At 70.0% G+C, this 20,650-nt stretch carries 11 protein-coding genes; 6 read left to right on the top strand and 5 right to left on the bottom strand.

What is annotated here, in order from left to right; genetic code table 11:
• Positions 1 to 80 precede the first annotated feature (80 nt).
• The 3 genes from G020_RS0101840 (at position 81) to G020_RS0101830 (ending at position 5,607) form a co-directional block, all read left to right on the top strand.
• Positions 81 to 1,412: a DNA repair exonuclease gene (locus G020_RS0101840; protein WP_024328426.1), complete on the top strand. Its 1,332-nt coding sequence runs from the start codon at positions 81 to 83 to the stop codon at positions 1,410 to 1,412.
• A complete protein-coding gene (locus G020_RS0101835; RefSeq protein ID WP_024328425.1) occupies positions 1,409 to 4,957 on the top strand; it encodes a hypothetical protein in 3,549 nt (1,182 codons plus the stop codon). Before G020_RS0101840 ends, G020_RS0101835 begins: the two co-directional genes overlap by 4 nt.
• 140 nt (positions 4,958 to 5,097) lie before the next feature.
• A complete protein-coding gene (locus G020_RS0101830; RefSeq protein ID WP_024328424.1) occupies positions 5,098 to 5,607 on the top strand; it encodes a CZB domain-containing protein in 510 nt (169 codons plus the stop codon).
• A gap of 35 nt (positions 5,608 to 5,642) precedes the next feature.
• Here G020_RS0101830 and G020_RS0101825 read toward each other — a convergent pair whose 3' ends face one another.
• Positions 5,643 to 7,532 (bottom strand): DEAD/DEAH box helicase, encoded by a 1,890-nt coding sequence (locus G020_RS0101825; protein ID WP_024328423.1) that lies wholly within the window; start codon positions 7,530 to 7,532, stop codon positions 5,643 to 5,645.
• A 478-nt stretch (positions 7,533 to 8,010) separates the two neighbouring features.
• On the opposite strand from G020_RS0101825, the gene G020_RS0101820 reads away from it, so the two are divergent.
• The 3 genes from G020_RS0101820 (at position 8,011) to G020_RS0101810 (ending at position 13,413) form a co-directional block, all read left to right on the top strand.
• Positions 8,011 to 9,645 (top strand): methyl-accepting chemotaxis protein, encoded by a 1,635-nt coding sequence (locus G020_RS0101820; protein WP_024328422.1) that lies wholly within the window; start codon positions 8,011 to 8,013, stop codon positions 9,643 to 9,645.
• Positions 9,646 to 9,706: 61 nt separating this feature from the next.
• Positions 9,707 to 11,962, top strand: coding sequence for an ATP-binding protein (locus G020_RS0101815; RefSeq protein WP_024328421.1), 2,256 nt, complete (start codon positions 9,707 to 9,709; stop codon positions 11,960 to 11,962).
• On the top strand, positions 11,959 to 13,413 hold the full coding sequence (locus G020_RS0101810) for an HD domain-containing phosphohydrolase (RefSeq protein WP_024328420.1): 1,455 nt from the start codon (positions 11,959 to 11,961) through the stop codon (positions 13,411 to 13,413). The genes G020_RS0101815 and G020_RS0101810 overlap by 4 nt, the downstream gene beginning before the upstream one ends.
• An 11-nt stretch (positions 13,414 to 13,424) precedes the next feature.
• Here G020_RS0101810 and G020_RS0101805 read toward each other — a convergent pair whose 3' ends face one another.
• The 4 genes from G020_RS0101805 to G020_RS0101790 form a co-directional block, all read right to left on the bottom strand.
• Complete coding sequence (locus G020_RS0101805; RefSeq protein ID WP_024328419.1) at positions 13,425 to 15,950, bottom strand: VWA domain-containing protein; 2,526 nt, start codon at positions 15,948 to 15,950, stop codon at positions 13,425 to 13,427.
• Positions 15,951 to 16,063: 113 nt separating this feature from the next.
• Positions 16,064 to 17,164, bottom strand: coding sequence for an acyltransferase family protein (locus G020_RS0101800; RefSeq protein ID WP_024328418.1), 1,101 nt, complete (start codon positions 17,162 to 17,164; stop codon positions 16,064 to 16,066).
• A 233-nt stretch (positions 17,165 to 17,397) separates the two neighbouring features.
• The gene (locus G020_RS0101795; protein WP_024328417.1) at positions 17,398 to 17,727 is read right to left on the bottom strand and encodes a hypothetical protein; all 330 of its coding nucleotides are present in this window, start codon (positions 17,725 to 17,727) and stop codon (positions 17,398 to 17,400) included.
• A gap of 199 nt (positions 17,728 to 17,926) precedes the next feature.
• Entirely contained in the window at positions 17,927 to 20,581 is a 2,655-nt protein-coding gene (locus G020_RS0101790; protein ID WP_024328416.1) for an AMP-binding protein, read from the bottom strand.
• Positions 20,582 to 20,650 lie beyond the last annotated feature (69 nt).

Genomic DNA, 20,650 nt, shown 5'->3' with positions numbered 1-20,650 from the left:
TGGTGGACGCGCATTGCCGGGCTTCTCCCCCGGCCACGGCGGTGCGACCATAGGGTCCCGAACATCGGAAAGGGACCTCCATGCCCGTTCGAATCCTCGCCGTAGGCGACATGCACCTGGGTCGCCGGCCGGCCAGCCTGCCGGCCGCGCTGGCCGACGACGGCGCCAAACTGGGCCCGGCCGAGGCCTGGGAGCGCTGTGTCCGCCTGGCCATTGAACAGCAGGTGGACGCGGTAGCACTGGCCGGTGACCTGGTCGAGCGCGAGGACGACTTCTTCGAGGCCTACCGCCTCCTGCTGCAGGGGATTCGGCAGCTCGATCAGGCCGGCATCACCGTCGTGGGCGTCGCCGGCAACCACGATGTCACCGTGCTGCCACGCCTGGCCGACGAACTCGAGGGCTTTCACCTGCTGGGCCGTGGCGGGACCTGGGAGCGCCTCACCCTGGGCGCGAACGAAGACCGGGTGACCGTGCACGGCTGGTCGTTCCCGTCGCGGCGGGTAAACACCAGCCCGCTTGCCGGACATGACTTCCATGCGCAGGGCGAAGGCGCGGCGGCCGGCGTTCAACTGGGCCTGCTGCATGCCGATCGCGACGCGCGTGACTCGCACTATGCCCCGGTCAGCTCCGCCGAACTGGCCGCCGCCGGCCTGGATGCCTGGCTGCTGGGGCATATCCATCGACCAGACGCCCTGGACACGCTCCTCGGACCGGGAACCGCGTCGGCTACGCCGCGTTACTCGGGTGGCTACCTGGGGTCCGTGACCGGATTGCACCCTGGCGAACACGGCCCCCGCGGCCCGTGGCTGATCACCGTCGAAGGCGAGCGCATCCGCGCGATCGAACAGCAATGCCTGGCGCCGCTGCACTGGGCGCGTCTGGATCTCGACCTCACCGGGCTCGAGGCCCCGGAGCAGGCCCGCACGCGGCTGCTGCAGGGGCTGCGCGAGCTGGAAGCCCGGCTCGATACGCGCCCCTGCCCGCCGCGCGCCCTCGGCCTGCGCCTGCGCCTGACCGGACAAACCACCCTGGCCGGCGAGGTCGCGCACCAACTGGAGGAACACCGCGAGGAAAGCATCGCCGCCAGCCCCGAGCGCTTCACCTTCATCGAGCGCATCCTTGCCGACACCCGCCCGCCCGTCGATCTCGACGAGCTGGCCCGGCGCCAGGACCACGCCGGCCTGCTCGCCCGCCGCCTGCGGCTGCTGGAACATCCCGCCGACGACCCCGACCGCCGCGCCCTGCTGGAACAGGCACGCGAGCGCCTGGCTTCGGTCGCCACCGACGCCCGCTGGCGCGGCCTGCCCGAGGCCGGGCTGGATGACGAGGCCGTCGCTGCGCGGCTGGCCGACAGCGGCAGCCGGCTGCTGGAACACCTGCTGGCCGATCCGGACACGGAGGCCCGGCCGTGAAACTGCAGCACATCGACATCCGCCGACTGCCCGGCATCGACCGCGGTTTTACCGTCAACGAGCTGGACCCGACCATCAATTTCGTCACCGGACCCAACGCCTCCGGCAAGAGCAGCCTGATCCGTGCGCTGCGCTACCTGCTGGCCGGCCCCCGCGCGGGCGATCCGCACCAGCTGTCCCTGACCGCGGGCTTTCACGACGGCGAGCACCACTGGACGGTGGACCGCAATGGCACCCACGTGGCCTGGCAGTGTGACGGACGGCCCGCCGATCCGCCGGCACCACCGCCCCCCGACCTGCTGGACAGCTACCTGATCGGGGTGGAAGACCTCCTGCAGGTACAGGGCGCCAGCGAACAGGCGCTGGCCGGCCACCTGCGGCGCGAACTCAATGGTGGATTCGACCTGCCGGCCCTGCGCGAGACGCTGTTCCATTCCGCCCCGCGTGCCGGCCACAAGGAACGCCGGGAACTGGAGCAGGCCCGCCGGAGCCGCGAAGAGGTGGAACGCGACCAGCGCCGGATCGCGGACGAGGAACGCCGCCTGCCGGATCTGGACCGGGCCATCGACGACGCGCGCAATGCGGATCAGGAACGTCGCGCCCTGGACACCGCCCTGCAGCTGCACGACACCGCACAGGCCCTGCGCGGCCTCGACGCGCAGCTCGAGCGCTTCCCGCCGGACATGGACCATCTCACCGGCCGCGAGCCCGCACGTCTGGACGAGCTGGCCCGCCAGCGCGAAAACACCCGACAGGAACTGGCTCAGGCAGAACAGGATCGTGCCCGGGCGTACGCCCGGCTGGCCGAAACCGGCCTGGAGAACGAACGCCCCGACGAAACCGAACTGGATCGCCTGCGCGCACGGCTTGACGAGCTTCGCCAGCAGGACCAGGCACTCGCCACCGCGGCCCGCGAATGCACCGACGCCCGGACTGCCCGCGAGCAGGCCATCGCCCGCCTGGACGGGCACGCGGCCGCGGCGCGCGAGCTGCCCCGCCTCGACGATGCCACGCTCGACCGCGCTCGCGATCTGACCCGTCGGCGGCAGGAACTGGAGGACCGCCGCACGGCCTTGCAGGCCCGCCTGCAGGGCGCGCCGGAGAACTCTCCGGAACAGGCCCTGCAGCGCTACGAACGCGCCGCCCGTCTGCTGCACGACTGGCTGGCCCTGCCGGCACCGGCCGAACCCGCACGACCGGTCCTGCCGACGGTGGCGGGGGCCGCACTGGGCGGCGGCATCGCGGTGTATGGCGGGGTCCTCGGTCCCCCGTGGCTCGCCGCCCTCGGCGGCGGCGTGATGCTGCTCGCACTGATCCCGCTGGTCTTCCCGCGCGTGCTGCCGGCGGGCCGGCGGCGTTCGGCCGACGCCATGGCACGAACGGCGCAGCGCGAACGCCTCGCCCGCGACTTCGAGGACCTGGACCTGGACCTGGCTCCCCCCCCGGGCGCCTGGGACGCAGACGGCGTGCGCACCCGCCTCGAGGCCGTCGAACAGCAGCGCGACGCACTGCGCATGACCCGCCGGCGCTTCGACGAGGCCGAGACCCTGCGCGCCGACCGCGACAGCGTGGACGCGGCGTTGCAGCAACTCGACGCCGAACAGGCCGAGTTCGCCCGCGAAGCCGGCTTCGATCCCGCCCTGGCCGCGCGACTCGACGACTTCCTCGAACGCACCCGCGCCCTGCAACAGGCCGAACTGACGCTCGGCCAGGCCGAAGCGCGGCACGCGGAAATCGCCGGCCGGGTGCGGGCCCTGACACAACAACTGCAGGAGGCTCTCGCACGCTGGCCGACTCCCGACCCGAACGGCGCCGTCCCCGGAGAGGCTTCCCCCGCGGATCTGGCGGCGGCGCTCGAGGCCCTGCGGGCCCGCGCCGCGCAGGCCGCGGAAGCGGAACGCCGGATCGCGGAGATGGATCGCGAGTGTCGCCGCCTGCAGGCAGCGCTGGCGGAAATCGACCGACAAGAGGCACGCGAACTGGGCGATGTCGGCCTCGAGCCCGACCAGCGGGAAACCCTGGACCGTCGTCTGGAACAGCGGGAAGACTGGCAGGCCCTGCAGCGCCAGCGCCAGGAGCAGGCCCTGCGGCGCGACGACCTGGCCCGCCAGCTCGAGTCCCGCGCGGATCTGCTGGCCCTGGCGGGCATCGGGGACCCGCCCGGCGACCGTGAAAGCCTGGCACGCCAGCTTGCGAAAACCACCGACCGTGCCGAACGACTGGAACCACTGCAGGAAGAACGCAGTCAGATCCGGGAACGCATCGCGCAGACCGGCCGCAAACGGGAACGGGAACAAGCACTGGCGGCCGAGCAGACCGCCGGGGAGGAGCTGGAACGGCGGCGCGACGAGGCCCTGGACGCCGAAGCCGGGCGCTTCCTGCTCGACGACATCCAGGAGGAGTTCCGCCGCGAGGAAGAACCGGAACTGCTGCGCCGCGCGCGCGAGGCCTTTGCCCGCTTCACCCACCACCAGTGGGCGCTGCGGCTGAGCGAGGACGAGGACGGTTTTGTCGGCGAGGACCGCGTGCAGGGTGCACTGCGCCCCCCCGGCGAACTCTCCACTGCAACCCGCATGCAGCTGCTGCTGGCGCTGCGCCTGGCCCGGGTCGAGACGCGCGAGGCGACCGAGGGAGCAGGGCACTGGCCGCTGCTGATCGACGAGGCCCTGGCCACCACCGACCCCGAACGCGCCCGCGTGATGTTCCGTACCCTGCAGGAACTGGCCCGCGACGGGGATCGCCAGATCCTGTACCTGGCCGCCAGCGACTACGAGATGCAGCTATGGCACCAGGCCACCGGCGAATGGCCGCACCGCGTGGATCTGCAGGCGCTGCGCGGGCTCCCCGCGGAGGCGACCGAACCTGCCCGGTTCGAGCTCCCCGCGGCTCCCGCCATCCCGGAGCCGGCCGGCAAGGACCTGGCCGCCTGGGCACGCGAACTGGGGGTGACACGACCGGACCCGACGGGGCCCGCCGAAGACGTCCACCTGCTGCATGTATTGTTCGATGATCCCGCGACCGCGCGCGACCTGATGCAGGTCTGGCGGGTCGATCGGGTGGGCCCGCTGCGCAGCCTGCTGGACGGCCGGATCGCACGCCGCGCCCTGCCCGACGAGCACCGGCGCGCCGCGCTGGCATATCGCTCCCTCGCGCTGGAACACTGGCTTGCGGCCCGGCGCATCGGCCGCAACCGGACGGTGGACCGAGGCCTGCTGGAAGAGGCCCGTGATGCCGGCGTGCTCACCGACAACGCGCTGGAGGGCGTGGCGCAGCGCGCCACGGAACTCGAAGGCGACCCGCAGGCCCTGCTGGAAAGCCTGCAGCAGCACCCGATCACCATGGCCAGCGGCACGGAACAGCGCCTGCGGGCCGGCCATCGCGAACAGCTGCACGAATTCCTGCGCGAGCGTGGCGTAGTCGACGAACGCGCCCCCCTCACGCCGGAAGCACGCCGCCAGCGCGTCCTCGAGCGCCTCCCCGCCGCGGCCGACCCCGCCGACATCCAGCACCTGATCGACCACCTCGAGCACGAAACCGCCGACTGACTCCCGGACGATGTGCGGAACCGTGAACGGTTCCGCATTCCGGCCGTCCCATCCGCGCCGCGGGCAGGCCAGAATTGGGGTCGCTTCATCCCTGAATACCCCCTCTGCCGCGGCGCTCCGCGTCGCTCGGAGAGACGAAGATGACCAAAGCGGACGTGATCAAGCGGATCCACCGCGCCCGGCTGAGCCACAAGATGTGGGTCAGCTACGCCCACGGACTGATCGAAGGGATCCCGCTGGACCAGGACAAGGTACCGGTCGCCCCCACCGACTGCAAGTTCGGCCAGTGGTACTACGGCGAAGGGCGCGGCCTGTCGGATCTGGCATCCTACTGCCGGATCGAACCGCCGCACGACGAACTCCACGCCACCTACCGGCGGATCTTCAACATCCTGTTCGAGGAACAGACCGAGAAGCCGACACCGCTGGCACGGCTGTTCGGTTCCACCGGGTTCGACGACACCCGGCGGCTGGACCGGGCTCGGGAGCTGCTACCCCATCTCAAGCAGTGCTCCGCGACCATCCTCACGCACCTCGACCGCCTGGCCGAAGATATCCGGGCGATGGACGAGGAGGAGGTCCGCCGGCGGCTGGGCGGATATCCGGACGACGCCTCCGCCGACGCCGTCTGCGAGCATTGCGAAAGCTGAGGATCTGAGCCGGTCCCCGGCCGCCTCTTCGGCGATCAGCCGTTGGCGGCCTTGCGGCGGATGCCCAGGGTTCCGGTACCGTTCTTGCTCTGGCCCTTGCCCGAAGCCCGTCCGGGGCCCTTGCCCGTCGCCTGATACGCGGGGCGCTTGCCGGTGGCCGGCTTGCCGCCGGCAGGCTTGCGGGATGCGGGCTTCGACTTGCGCGCCGGCGTGTCGTGGCCCGGGCCCTGCGGCGCCGGGATCTCCAGCGTCAGCCCGAGGCGACGGTTCGCGACATGAATGCCGCCCAGCTTGCGGATCGCGCCCTCGTCCAGGCTCTCCGGCAGATCCACGTGCGAATGTTCCTGCTGCAGCCCGATGCGGCCGATGTCCCGGCCCTTGAGACCCCCCTCGTTCGCCAGCGCGCCGACGATCGCGCCCGGGGCGACGCCATGGGTGCGGCCCACCGGCATGTAGTAGCGCACCATACCGGATTCGGGACCCGAATCACGATCGCCCTGACGGCCGCCTTCGCGGCGCTTGTTGTTGCGCTCGCCCTTGTCGCGGCCACCGGAGCGCTCGTCGCGCGCAGCACGGGCCGCACCGGCCAGCGGGTCCGCACCGGCGGTGGCGGAGGCGTCCAGCGGGGACCCCTCGGTGGCCAGCGCCACCAGGGCACCGGCCAGATCCTGCGGCGAGGTCTCGCCATCGGCCAGCAGGCGTTCCACCAGGGCCGCGTGACGGCCCCCGGCGTCATCCGCCACGGCCGCCCGCACGCGTTCGGCGAACCGATCCTCGCGCCGAGCCCGAACCGCCTCGCGGTCGGGCACGGCCTGTTCACGCACGGATTTTCCGGTCAGGCGTTCGATGTCGCGCAGCATGCGCCGCTTGCGCGGCTCCAGGAACAGGATCGCGCGGCCCTTGCGCCCGGCGCGGCCGGTCCGCCCGATGCGGTGCACGTAGACCTCGGCATCGCCCGGGGCATCGAAATTGAACACGTGGCTGATGCGCGGGACGTCGATCCCCCGTGCGGCCACGTCGGTGGCCACGATCACGTCCAGACGACCGTCGCGCAGGTTGGCGACCACGCGCTCGCGCTCGCCCTGCTCCATGTCGCCGTTGAGCGCTGATGCGGCCACGCCGGCGGCGCCCAGCCGATCGGCGATCTCGACCGTCGCCGCCTTGGTACGGGCAAAGACCACCGCCGCGTCCAGATCCGGCTCGGTCTCCATCAGCCGGGTCAGGGCCTCGAGCTTGTTGCGCTGATCGACCAGGCAGTAGCTCTGGTCGATGTCGACGCCGGCCTCGTTGCCCGCACCCACGCGGATCTCTTCCGGCTCGCGCATGTGGCGGTGCGCGATGCGCCGGATCGGCGCCGGCATGGTCGCGGAGAACAGCGTGGTCTGGCGCTCGGCCGGGGTCTGCTCCAGCAGCCACTCGATCTCCTCGACGAAGCCCATGCGCAGCATCTCGTCGGCCTCGTCCAGCACCACCATGCGCAGGCTGGACAGATCGAGGCTCCCGCGGCGGACGTGATCCGCCACGCGGCCGGGCGTGCCGACCACCACCTGGGCCCCGTCGCGCAGGGCGCGCAGCTGCTGGCCCATCGGCTGGCCGCCGTAGACCGGCAGGATCTCGATGCCGTCCAGACCCGCCGCGAAACCGCTCAGGGCGTCGGCCACCTGTCCGGCCAGCTCGCGGGTGGGGGCCAGCACCAGGGCCTGCGGCGCCTTCAGGGCCGCGTCCACGCCATCCACCAGCGGCAGGCCGAACGCGCCGGTCTTGCCGGTACCCGTCTGGGCCTCGCCCAGCACGTCGCGACCACCCAGCAGGGCGGGGATGCAGGCGGCCTGGACCGCGGTGGGGGTGGCAAAGCCCAGATTCGACAGGGCACGGACCAGCGACTCGGACAGACCGAGCTGGTCAAAGGAGGGAGATTCGGACATCACACAGTACTCACACGGGCCGGAAACAGCGACGGCACAGGATGTGCCCCGGGCCCGGCGAAAAGGAATGACCACACGGTCAGCTGCGCACTATACACGAAACGCGAGGGCCGTGCGGGTCCGCCGGCCTTGGCGGCGTACAGAGCCTGGTCCGGAAGTAGACCCCATGGATCGCATCGCAATCCATGAAGTCTTCGGGATCGGCCAATATCGGCGCCAAACAAAGACCCTTTGGCACAGATACTTGCGATGCCATCCATATCAGAGAGTGACATACCGCTCCACCGCCGCCCGGACTTCTCGTTGGGGTGATAAAGCCGTCATTGCAGATGATCCATGTCCGGGGTGCCGTCCGAGGCGTCGTGCAGGCCTTGAGGAAACACTGATCCGCTTTAGTTTTCGGCAGGGGAGTCGTCACAACCTGTACGATCCGCCCTTTTGGGCGACTCTACCCGACCAAATGATCAAGGAATCCACGATGGGCAAATCTCTCAGTATTCGCGCGAAAATCCAGCTCCTGGTGGCGCTCCCGCTGATTGCGCTGATCGTGATCGCGCTGCTCTCGGTGCGCTTCATGGGGGACATCGAGGCCGGCGTGGACCGCGTACACCAGGACCGCGTCATCCCGCTGCAGCAGCTCAAGGAGATCGCCGACGATTACGCGGTGCTGGTGATTGACGCCGTCAACAAGGCCGATCACGGGATGCTCACCGCCGAAGAGGCCCTGCAGGACGTGCGCGGCGCCCGTTCGCATATCGATCAGCAGTGGGAAACCTACATGGCGACCGAACTCACCGCAGAGGAGGCGCGCCTGGCCGAGGAAGCCCGCGGCCTGTTTCGCGATGCCAACGCGGATCTGGACCGACTGGAACGCGCCCTTTCCGGGATGTCCGGCAACGTCTCGGGCGAACTGAGCGAATTCAACGGCCCGCTGTATGCATCCATCGATCCGATCAGCGCCAAGATCAACGAACTGGTGGACCTGCAACTCCGTGTCGCCGGAGAGGAAGCGACCCGGATCGCCGAGCTGCACAACCGCTCGGTCTTCATTTTCATCGCGGTCGCCCTCGCCGGATTCATCGTCGTACTCGGCACCGGATGGATGACCTACCGGGGGGTTGCCGGCCCTCTGGGCCGCATGCGCGCGACCATGGAGGGCATCGTCAGTGACCATGACCTCGCCCGACGAGTGGACGTCGAAAGCCACGATGAACTGGGTTCCACGGCCATTTGCCTGAACACCATGCTCGACGAGTTCCAGAACACGATCGGCGAGCTGCGCGGCATGACCGACCAGATGGCCTCGGCGGCGGAAGAACTCTCGGCGGTGTCGACCCAGACCAAGACGAATCTGGATCAACAGGGATCACAGACCGAACAGGTCTCCACCGCGATGAACGAGATGACGGCTACCGTGCAGGAAGTCGCACGCAACGCCTCGGACGCCTCCAGCGCCACCCACGAAGCGGATCGCGAATCGCGGGAGGGCGGCAAGGTGGTGGAATCGGTCGTCGGCGACATCGGCCGGCTTGCAACCGAGGTCGGGCAGATCGCCGAAGCCGTCCAGTCCCTGGACGAACAGAGCCAGAAGATCGGCAGCGTGCTGGACGTCATCCGTGGCATCGCCGAGCAGACCAACCTGCTGGCGCTCAACGCCGCGATCGAGGCCGCGCGCGCCGGCGAGCAGGGTCGCGGCTTCGCGGTGGTGGCCGACGAGGTCCGCACCCTCGCCTCCCGCACTCAGGATTCCACCGCCGACATCCAGTCGACCATCGAGAACCTGCAGGCCGGCACCCGCAACGCCGTGGACGCCATGGGCCGGGGCCGCGAGATGGCCGAAAACACCGCCAGCAATGCGCAGGAGGCCGGTGACGCGCTGAGCCGGATCGTCGCGGCGGTGGAACGCATCCGCGACATGAACACCCAGATCGCCAGTGCCGCCGAGGAACAGAACTCCGTGGCCGAGGAGATCAACCGCAATATCATTTCCATCAACGAGGCGACCAGCGAGAGCCTTGGCGGGGCCAACCAGACCGAGACCGCCAGCCACGATCTGACCAATATCGCCTCGCGGGTGCGCGACCTCGCCTCGCGCTACCGCATCGGTCAGTAGGGGTGCTGCCCGAGTGAACTGTTAGACTGTGAACTCCATCACGATGGATGTTCACAGTCCCATGTCCGACGCGCATGCCGACACCGCCTTCCGGGCGCAACTGCGACACCTGCGGATGTACGTGGCGCTGGGGGCGCTTGTGTGGACCCTGTTCTTTGCCGGGCTGAGCCTGTGGCTGCTGGACCACTTCCGGACGATGACCCTGGATCTCGCCTATCAGGAGGCGCAGGCGAACTTCAACAAGGATCAGGCCTTCCGTTTCTGGGGCACCCTGCACAGCGGGGTCTACGTGCCGGTGAGCGATCTGGTCCAGCCCAACCCGTACCTGGCACACCTGCCGGAGCGGGACATCACTACGCCCTCGGGTCAGGAGTTGACCCTGATGAACCCCGCCTACATGCTGCGCCATCTCAACGAGCAGTTCGGCGACCTGTTCGGAGTACGCGGGAATATCACCAGCCTGCAGCCATTGCGCCCGGAGAATGCGCCCGATCCGTGGGAGGAGGAGGCGTTGCAGGCCTTCCGGGAAGGCGCGGAAGAACGCCTGGAAGTGGCGGACATCGACGAGGAGCCCCATCTGCGCTACATGGCGCCCATGCGCGTGGAGCGCGGCTGCCTGGAATGCCATGCCCATCAGGGATACGAGGTGGGCGACATCCGCGGCGGCGTGTCCGTGGCCGTGCCCCTGGACGACTACCGCGAACGCGAGGCGGAGACCGCCACGGTCACGCTGGCAGCGCTGTCCGGCGTCTGGCTGCTGGGCCTGGCCGGACTGAGTGCGGGCGCCCGGCGCCTGAGTCGCGACGTCCGTGCCCAGCATGCCGCCGCACAGCAGATCCGCGAGCTGAACACCGGACTGGAGCGCCGCGTCGAACAACGCACCGCCGAACTGGACGAGGCCCGGCGACAGGCGGAAGACGCCAATCGCGCCAAGAGCGTCTTCCTCGCCAGCATGAGCCACGAGCTGCGCACCCCGCTGAACGCGATCCTCGGGTTCTCGCGCCTGGCGGCACGGGGCAGCAACCTCACGGGCGAACAGCGCGACCACCTCGGCCTGGTCGAACGCAACGGCGATCACCTCCTGTCGCTGATCAACGACGTGCTGGACATGGCCCGGATCGAGTCCGGCCGCCTGACCATGGAGCCGGTCACGCTGGACCTGCCGCAGACCCTGGAGGATGTGGTTGCAACGCTGGGCGCACGAGCCCGGGAGAAGAACCTGACGCTGACCCTGGACACCGATCCCGAGCTGCCCCGCTTCATCCGCAGCGATGCGCGCAAGCTGCGCCAGATCCTGATCAATCTGGTGGGCAATGCCATCAAGTACACCGAAACCGGGGGCGTCGAGCTCCGCGCCGAGACGCGGGAAGATCCGGCGGGCGAACCGCGCCTGCAGCTGGTCGTGGAGGACACCGGCCCCGGAATCCCGCCGGAACAGCAGGAATCCATATTCGAACCCTTCGTTCAGGGTGGCGCGGCCGGCACCACCGAGGGGACCGGCCTGGGGCTGTCGATCACCCGCCAGTTCGCGGAACTGCTGGGCGGTTCGGTGGATGTCTCGAGTGCGCCGGGTCAGGGGTCGCGTTTCAGCGTGGACCTGCCGCTGGAAGCGGCCGACGACACCGCCGATACACCGGCCCCCGCCGCGCGTCGGGTACTGGGCCTGGCGCCGGGTCAGCCAGCCTGGCGCATCCTGGTGGCCGACGACTCCGAATCCAATCGCATCCTGCTGCAGCGGCAGCTGGAAGAGGCCGGATTCGATGTCCGTCTGGCGGCGGATGGTGAAGAGGCCGTGGAGGTCTACCGCGAATGGCAGCCGCACTTCGTGTGGATGGACATGCGCATGCCGCGCATGGATGGCTACCAGGCCACGCGCGCCATCCGCGAGGCCCCCGGCGGCCAGGACACGGTGGTGGTCGCACTGACCGCCTCGGCCTCCCTCGCCCAGACCCGTGAGGTCCGCGAGGCAGGCTGTGCCGATCTGATCAGCAAGCCCTACAGCGATAACGACATCTTCGGCACGCTGGAGCGCCACCTGGGCGTGGAATTCCGCTACGCCGATGCCGAAACGGACACCCCGACCCCGGCGGACGACGCGCCCGCGCCGGAAACCCTGGCCGCACAGCTGCGGCCCCTTTCTCCGGAACGCCGCGAGGCACTGGCACGCGCCGTACGTTCCGGCGACCTTCAGGGCATGAACGAGTGGGTCGCAACGCTGCACGAAGAGGACCCCGAGCGCGCCCGGGTGATCCACAAGGCCGCGGAGGCGTTCCGCTACGAAGACCTCCTCAAGGCGCTTGGAGAAAACCGGACGTGAACCCGCAGAACGATTCCGGCCACCCGCACCCGGCCATGTCCTCCGATGCCGGCGACGGGATCCTCGTGGTGGACGACAACCCCAGCAACCTGCGCCTGATGGTCGACGTGCTCCAGCAGGCCGGCCTGGGCGTGCGCGTGGCGCCGGGCGGCCGCATGGCGCTGGAATCGGTCGCCGAACGCCGGCCCGCACTGATCCTGCTGGACATCCGCATGCCGGACCTCGACGGCTTCGAGGTCTGCCGGCGCCTCAAGGCCGACCCCGAAACCGCCGAGATCCCGGTGATCTTCCTCAGCGCCCTGCGCGAACCCGAAGACAAGCTGCGGGGCTTCGCCGCCGGCGCGGTGGACTACATCACCAAGCCCTTCGTCGCCGAGGAGGTGCTGGTGCGGGTGAAGAGCCATCTGGCCATGCACCAGTCCCACCAAGCGCTCGAGGCCCTGGTCCACGAGCGCACCCGTGCACTGCATACCGTCTCCGCCGGCAACCGTGCGCTGGTACACGCGCAAAGTCCGGACGAGCTCCTGCGCGGCATGACCGCCGCCATCACCACCACCGGTGGCTACGCCGCCGCTCGGGTCCGGCTGCGGGACGGTCGGCAACAGCTCGCGGGCATGGACACGGAACCGGTGACACCGGGCCCCGACCGGACGAAACCGGACGGTCCTTGCCTGGTGCGCAGGACCGTCGATCTCCCCCTTCTGGTCCTGGTGCTGCCGCTGAGCGACGACCGGGGGCCGCTGGGCGATCTGCAGGTCGCGGCCCGCTCGCGGGATGCCTTCGCGGAGCCGGACGACGTCGCCCTGCTGAGCGAACTCGCCGGCGATCTCGTGTACGGCCTGCGCACCCAGCAGTCGCGCGCGGCGCTGGAACACTCGCTGGAACGCACCATCGAGGCGATGGCCGCCACCATCGAAGTCCGCGACCCGTATACCGCCGGGCACCAGCAGCGCACCACGCAGCTCGCCGACGCGATCGCGGTGGAACTGGACCTGGACCCGGAACGGCGCAAGGGCCTGCACGTGGCCAGCGCGGTGCACGACATCGGCAAGATCTCGGTCCCGGTGGAGATCCTCGCCAAGCCCGGACGTCTTTCCGCGACGGAATTCGAGCTGATCAAGGGGCACCCCGCGTCCGGTTACGAGATTCTCAAGGGCATCGATTTCCCCTGGCCGGTGGCCACCATCGTGCGCCAGCATCACGAGCGTCTCGACGGCTCCGGCTATCCGGATGGCCTCACGGGCGAGGCCATCCTCCCGGAGGCGCGCATCCTCGCGGTGGCCGACGTGGTCGAGGCGATCCACTCGCACCGCCCCTATCGCCCGGGGCTCGGCATCGACGCAGCGCTGGAAGAATTGCGCAAGCAGCGCGGCACGCTGTACGACCCGCAGGCCGTGGATGCCTGCCTGCGCCTGGCCGACCAGGGGCGCCTGCCCCTGGAGACGGCCTGAGCCCCCGGCTCCTATTCCACCTCCAGCGGGATGCTCTCGAGCACCTCGCCGCTGTCGGAAGCGCGGTAGCGGATCTCGTAGCTGCCCGCACTGGAAGGTGCGAACAGCTGCACCGGACTGCCCTGCGAGGCCCGTGCATCCTGCACCGCGCTGTCGTCCGGGTCCGCGCCGGCTTCGACGATCTCGATCAGATCCTCGAAGCGCCCCGGCCCGGTGAAGCTCACCTCCACCGTGCTCCGGGCGGCCACGGAATCTTCGGCCGAAAGGGTCACATCGGTACCGCCGACGGTAATCGGAATGGCCTCCAGGGTGCGGCCGGAATCGCGGATCACGTAGCGGATCTCGTACTCGCCCTCCTCGTCCGGCGCGGTCAGGGTCTCGGTGTCGCCGGAGACACGACTGCTGGCGCTGCGGCTGTCCCCGCTGTCACCCTCGGGCGCATCCGGCTCCACGATGGCCACGAAGTCGTTGCGATTCTCCGGGCCCTCCCACCGCACTTCGAAGTCGGCACCCGGAAGCACGGTGTCCGGCGCTTCCAGAGACGCCTCGACCGGGGTCAGTGTCACCTCCTGCGAGGCCAGTGCACGGCGACTGAGACGGAGGACGTAGCGCACCTCGTGGGTGCCGAGCGCATCCGGCGCCTGGATCTTCACCGGCTCGCCGTCCTCCGAAACCCGGCTCGTGGCGCGGCGGGAATGCCCGGTTTCATCGTCCGGCGCGCCCGCTTCGACAATCGCAATGTAGTCGTTGCGGTTGACCGGGCCTTCCCACTCGACTTCGAAATAGGCCCCGGCCGGGACCTCCTCCGGTGCGGAGACGGATGCCTCCACCGGGGTCAGCGTCACCTCCTGCGAGGCCAGCACCCGGCGACTGTCACGGAGGACGTAGCGCACCTCGTATGAACCCAGCGCATCCGGGGCCTGGAGGGTCACCGGCTCGCCGTCCTCCGAAACCCGCGCAGTGGCCCGCCGGCCATGCCCGGTGTCGTCGTCCGGGGCCCCGGCTTCCACGATCGCGATGTAGTCGTTCCGGTTGACGGGGCCTTCCCACCCGACCTCGAACTGCGCACCGGCCGGGACCTCCTCCGGTGCGGAGACGGAAGCCTCCACCGGCTCCAGCTCGATGGTCCGGGTGGCCAGGACCGATCCCGTTTCCCGATGTACGTAACGCAGTTCGTGGGGCCCGAGGGCGTCCGGCATCTGCAGGGTTACCAGCTCCTCGCCCTGCACGCGGTCCCTGGCGCGACGTGAATGGCCCGCATCATCCCCGGGCGCGCCGGGCTCCACCACGACGATGAAGTCACGATCCTCGCCGGGCCCGTCCCAGCCGACGTCGACCATGGAACCAACGCCGGCGGTGTCCGGGGCATGGAGCTCGGCGTCCGGCAGTTCCTGTTCGAGCGTCACGACCACTTCCCGGTCTTCCGCGAGGGTCGCCGTCTCCCGCGCATCACCGCTCGTCGCGCCGCGTTCGGCGGAGATGCGGTATTCCCCGGGCTCCAGGTGGAGTTCCAGCGGATCGGCATCCTCGCTGCGGGCCTCGACCGCTTCCTCGGTCTCCACGTTCAGCGCGACCCAGTCGACCCCGCCCAGGGCTTCCCCGGTTTCGGCGTCCTCGGCGCTCAGCTCCAGCGTGGCCTGCGTCTTCGCCATCATGATGTCGACCGGCTCGTCGGTCTGCGGGGTGACCCCGAACTCGGTCTCGCCGGCGAAGACCTCCGCTTCGGCCTCGACCGTGTAGTGACCGGGCATCAGCTCCAGGTCGATGATGCCCCGCGACTCCCCGGAGAAGATCGACTCGCCCGCCTCGTCGGCGACCTCCCAGTCCACCCGGCGCACGTGCTCTTCGGGATTGCGTTCGTCGAGCGCGCGCAGCTGCACGCGCATTGCCTCGGGTTCCGCTGCCGCGATCTCGTCCAGTGCGGCACTGAGTTCCTCGCCGGATTGCGTGGTGAACAGCTGGCCACCGGTCTGCTCCGGCACACAGGAAAGGGTCTGAACCTCTTCCTCCTCGAGCGCAAAGCCGACCACATGGGCGCGCAGGTCGATGCCCTCCTCCGCCATCTCGGCGGCCAGCGCACAGGGGTCGCCACCGCAGTTTTCCAGGCCATCGGTCACCAGGATGATGTCCGCGGACTCGGCCGTGCGCGGGATCATCTCCCGGGCCCTGGCCATTGAGTCGGTCAGCGGCGTCATGCCCTGCGGGTTGAGATCGTGGATCGTGCGCGCGATCTCGTCACCCTCGTGGGTGTCCAGCGGCAGGACGGCCTCGATATCGTCACAGTCGCCACGGCGGGTATGCCCGTAGGCCACCACACCGAAGGGAATGCCGGCGTCGCGACTGGCCGCGAACTCGTCGACCACCTCGCGCGCCACCTCGATGCGCGACTTGTCGTCTTCCATCCGCGCCCACATGGACCCCGAGGCATCGAACACCATGATGCTCACATGCTCATCGGCCACCACCGGCGACGCCACGCCGAATGCACCGGCCAGCAAACCGCCGGCCACGGCCCGGCGCCAGAGTTTTCCGTACATTCTCCGCTCCCCTCAGTGCCATTGATTGGCCCGATGTTTCCCTTGAGAGGATGGCGCAACGCACAAAAGAACGCCCCCTCCAAAAGGAGGGGGCGACACGGCTCAAAGCCCGCTCAGCGGGGCCGGTCCCGGCCCTGCCGCCGCGCGATCCACGGCAGAAACAGCAGGCTCTCCAGCGGACCGCGCTGGAACCGTGAACGCCACAGGACCGCGAAAGCGGCGAAGGCCGCCATCGCCAGCAGGGTCACCACGGTCGCGATCGCGGGGGAGTCCATCAGGTGGTCGTCCAGGCCCGAACTCTCGAGGGTTTCCCGCAGCAGCCAGAGCACCAGCAGGTGGGTCACGTAGAAGGTCAGCGCCAGCTGCCCGGACGCGATCAGGGGCCACAGCCAGCGGCGCGCCCGATCGGCGAGGAGCAGGCACAGCCCCAGCACCGCGCCGGCGGTCAGCACGGAGCCGGCCAGCCACAACAGCATCTGACTGTGGGGCTGCGTGACCAGCAACCGGTTCCAGCCCCAGTCGTCGGCATCCACCCCCAGCGCCCGCTGCAGCCCGGCGCTGGCCAGCAGCACCCCGGCCGTCCCTACCGCCCCGACCACGACCAGACGCCGGCGCACGGCGGTACTGCGCAGGTCGAGCCGGCCCAGCCACATCCCGACCGCAAACGGCACGATCCAGGTCACCAGCGGATACGGGCCGGACAGCACCAGACGGTGCAGCATCTCGCCCGCAGCAAGCCCCGGCATCACGGGCGAACGGTCGAACACGTCGGGGCTGGTCAGCTGCCCGTGCAGAAAGATCGCCGGACCGAGGGCCAGCATCAATGCAGCGATGGCCAGCAGTCCGGGTGACGGCATGCGCAGCATGGCGATCGCCAGCACGAACAGTGCCGCGTAGGCCGGCAGGATCACGTAGATGGCGTCGGGCTCCAGGGCCTGCAGCCCCAGCCCGATCAGGAACAGCAGCGCGGCCCGCCACAGCAACTGGGCCTCGGCCCCGCCGCGTCGCGGACGCCGGGAGGCGGCCAGGAAAGATACACCCACCCCGGCCAGCAGCATGAACAGCACCGACGCCCGACCCTGAGGCAACGCGTACAGCTGCCCGCCGAGCGTCTCCAGGCCCACCGGCCCCACATGCGCCGACAGCATGCCGGCCACGGCCAGCGCACGCGCCAGATCCAGGCCCTCCAGGCGCGATGCCGAGACGGCGGTCATGCGGCCACCCGGCTCGCGCCTTCCACTTCGGCCCCGAACTCGAAGTTCGGGGTGATGTGTCGAAACGCGACGGATCCGCGCGACTCATGTGGCACATTGCTACGCCCGCGGCACCCGGACGCACTGTGTCTCCGGCGAGCTCGGCCCCGGATTCGATCAGTCCCTGTAGAGTCCATGCCGGAGGGGCTAGCAAATCGCCGGCCACTCCGGGAACGGACAGGCCTGCGGGTCGATCAGGCCTGGATGTTGACGCTGGAACCGGTCGGAGCCGCCGGGCTCTGGGTAGCGGCCGCCTGGGTGGCGTTCTGTCCGGGCTGGGCCTGTCCCATGGCCGGGCTGGCCGCGGCCTGAGCCGGCTGCGCTGCCTGCATGCCGCCCTGCGCGCCCGCCTGGGCCGGCTGGGCCTGCTGCGCCGCGGCCATGCCGGCGGCCTGCCCGGTCGCCTGACCCGCCGGGTTCTGCCCGGCCGCGGCCGCGGGGCCCTGGTTCCCGGCGCCATTCGGTCCGTTCATGCCCGCCGTCTGGGCCATGGTGGCCGGATTGGGTCCGATACTGTTGATCATGGCGTGCTCCTGCTCGAAAGGTTTTCCCGCTCCGCATGAACGGAGCCGGGGCAGCCTCTCCAAGCGAAACGCATGCCAGAATCTTCTCGAGCACGGCCGCGCCGCTCCATGGGGCGATCCGGATCCTCACACGCCCCCCCGGGATCGTTCCAGTGCCCCCGGAGGCCCCTTGCCGAGCACTTCCGGCATTCGGCATGCGTCAACCGGGGCATTTCTGCCCCAGTTCCTCCAGTGCCGCCTGGAGGTCGCGGACGATCGCCCGTTCATCTCCTCCGGCGGTCGTCGGATCCACCGGGGCCCCGATCACGATGCGCACCTTCCCGCCCGGTCGCGGGAGCCGCTGCCCCGGGGCCATCACCTCGCGCGTGCCCTCGATCCACACGGGTACGACGGGGACGGGCTGCGCGGCCAGCACCAGCCCGATGCCGGGACGCAGGGGCTGCAGGCTTCCGTCCGGCGAGCGCTGGCCCTCGGGGAACCAGATCAGTCCGTGACCGCGCTGCACAGTGGCCGCCGCGAGGGCCAGGCTGCGACGCGGCGCGGCCCCCGGGTCCACCGGCAGGATCCGCGCCGTGCGGCTGAAGGCCCGCGACAGCGGGCCGGTGAACAGGTAACCCTGGAAACCGGCCCAGTACAGCGACTCGAGGCGCTGCCGGTCCAGGGCTGGCAGCAGCGCGAGCGCATCGACGAAGCTCAGATGGCGCGGAGCGATCACGTACGGGGCGCTGGCGGGGAACTGACCGTGCACCTCCACGCGCATCAGCAGCCGGGAGAGCACGCGCGCGCCGGCCAGCAACACCATCCCCGCGGCGCGGCGCAGCGCACCGGGCGGTTCCAGCGCGGTCTGCTGGTCGGCCTCCAGCAGCGACTCCGGATCCGCGAGCTGTTCCTTCAGATCGGCCTGCCCCTCGCGGGCCGCACCTGCGGCCGCCGCTTCCTGCAGCAGATCGCGCACCGTCTCGACCCGTTCGATCGCCGAGTCGTCCAGATCGATCCCGGCGCGATCCTGCAGCGCCAGGGTCAGATCGACCCAGCTGAGCGAATCGATGCCCAGCTCGTCGGCCAGACCGGTGTCCGGGGTCAGGCGCCGGTCGTGGAAACGCTCGGCGAGGTAGTTCCAGGTGCGCTCCGCACCCGGGTCGGACAGCAGCTGCTGGTCCTCCGGGGCCATGGATTCCGGCGAGACCGGCTCCGGACGGGCCCGCGACACAGCGTCTTCGTGCCCCAGCTCCTCGAACAGTTCTTCCAGCTTGTGCCGGCGCAGCTTGCCCAGACGCGTGCGCGGCAGGGGATCGAGCGCGAGGCGTACCACGCCCGGGCGGTGATGGGTGGGCAGCGACTTCGCCGCTTCGTTGACGGCCTCGCGGGTCCGCCGTTCGAGCTCTTCGCCGGCGGCCTCACGCATCAGGCCCGCATCCGGCACCGCCACGACCGCCAGCCGGTCGTCATGCTCCAGCACGCCCGCCTCACGGACGCCTTCGGCCGACTGCAGCGCGCCCTCCACGCGTTCCGGATCGATGTTCTCGCCACCGGAGAGCACGATCATGGCGGATTCACGACCGTGCAGATAAAGGAATCCATCCGCATCGATCTCGCCGGTATCTCCGGTACGGAACCAGCCGTCCGCGTCCAGGACCTTCGCGGTCTTGTCCGGGAGATTGAGATAGCCGGCGAATACGTTCGGCCCGCGGGCCATCACCTCGCCCCGGCCGTCGCCGGATCCGCCGTCGTCGATGGCCAGTTCGACCCCCGGCAGCGCCACCCCCGCGGCGTCCAGACGCACCCGCTCCGGCGGGTTGTAGGTGAGGATGGGCGAGGTCTCGCTGAGGCCGTAGCCGGTCGCCACCTCCCAGCCCAGTGCCTGCAGGTTGCGGCCCAGCGCGGGGTCGAGCGCCGCGCCCCCGGCCACCACCATGCGCAGGCGCGGCGCCAGGCGCTGATGCAGGCTCCCGAACAGGCGACGGCCCAGACGCAGGCCGAAGCGCTGGCGCGCCAGTTTTGACAGCCCCAGCATCGCGCGGAACAGCAGCGCCGGTACCCGCCCGCGTCCGGCGACACGATCCTGCAGCGCCTTCCACACGGCCTCGTAGAGCCGGGGCACGCCCAGCATCACGGTCGCCTCGCCATCACGCAGGCCGCGCACGATCTGCGGCCCGACCAGGGAAAACGGCACGATGATGGAGGCGCCCAGGGTCAGCGGCACCAGGATGCCGACCGTGAACGGATACACGTGGTGGAACGGCAGCGGCACCAGCACTCGATCCTTATGGTCCGCGACCTCTTCGGCGCACAGGGCCTCCACGTTGCTGGCCAGATTGCGGTGGGTCAGCGGCACGCCCTTGGGCGGACCGGTGGTGCCGGAGGTGTAGAACACCGCGGCCACATCCCCGGCCTGAGCGATCGAGTCGGCGGGCTCGGCCTGCAGCAGGGTCGCCCAGGCGTTCGGGGCATCCTCTGCGGCGTCGAACAGGCGGACCTGCCACTCGCCATGGGCATCCGCCAGTCGTTCTTCCAGAGCCGAGGTGGTAAAAACGAAGCGCGGAGCCGAGTCCGCAAGAACGTGGTGCAGGTCTTCGGACGGCATCTGCGTATCCAGGGGCACCACACTGCCGCCGGCGTTCATCACGCCCAGCGCCGAGGCGATCCAGTCCGGGCTGTTGGGGGCCAGCAGCACCACGCGGTCCCCGCGTTCCAGGCCCGCCTCGCGCAGCCCGGCCGCCAGTCTCGCCGCCCTTTCGAGCAGCGCCGCCCGCTCGGTGGCCTCGTGGCCATCGCGGGTCATGGCCACCACCGCCTCGCGTCCCGACTCGGGGGAACGCGAGGCGAGGAGTTCGTCGACGGTCTGAACGCTCATCCGCTGGCCTCCGGCGGGACGGCGCCCGCGCAACGTGGTGGGCAGTGCGACTTCCATCATACGCATTGA

This window comes from Thioalkalivibrio sp. ALR17-21 (assembly GCF_000420185.1).
Classification (GTDB): Bacteria; Pseudomonadota; Gammaproteobacteria; order Ectothiorhodospirales; family Ectothiorhodospiraceae; genus Thioalkalivibrio; species Thioalkalivibrio halophilus.
Note: the sequence above shows the minus strand (reverse complement) of the source record. Positions and strands in the feature narration are given on the sequence as shown.

What these genes read in the sequence shown, in the direction of transcription:
- G020_RS0101815 (WP_024328421.1), top strand. Translation starts at nt 9,707, where the DNA reads ATGTCCGACGCGCATGCCGACACCGCCTTCCGGGCGCAACTGCGACAC.
- G020_RS0101840 (WP_024328426.1), top strand. Translation starts at nt 81, where the DNA reads ATGCCCGTTCGAATCCTCGCCGTAGGCGACATGCACCTGGGTCGCCGG.
- G020_RS0101795 (WP_024328417.1), bottom strand. Translation starts at nt 17,727, where the DNA reads ATGATCAACAGTATCGGACCCAATCCGGCCACCATGGCCCAGACGGCG.
- G020_RS0101830 (WP_024328424.1), top strand. Translation starts at nt 5,098, where the DNA reads ATGACCAAAGCGGACGTGATCAAGCGGATCCACCGCGCCCGGCTGAGC.
- G020_RS0101825 (WP_024328423.1), bottom strand. Translation starts at nt 7,532, where the DNA reads ATGTCCGAATCTCCCTCCTTTGACCAGCTCGGTCTGTCCGAGTCGCTG.
- G020_RS0101805 (WP_024328419.1), bottom strand. Translation starts at nt 15,950, where the DNA reads ATGTACGGAAAACTCTGGCGCCGGGCCGTGGCCGGCGGTTTGCTGGCC.
- G020_RS0101790 (WP_024328416.1), bottom strand. Translation starts at nt 20,581, where the DNA reads ATGAGCGTTCAGACCGTCGACGAACTCCTCGCCTCGCGTTCCCCCGAG.
- G020_RS0101820 (WP_024328422.1), top strand. Translation starts at nt 8,011, where the DNA reads ATGGGCAAATCTCTCAGTATTCGCGCGAAAATCCAGCTCCTGGTGGCG.
- G020_RS0101800 (WP_024328418.1), bottom strand. Translation starts at nt 17,164, where the DNA reads ATGACCGCCGTCTCGGCATCGCGCCTGGAGGGCCTGGATCTGGCGCGT.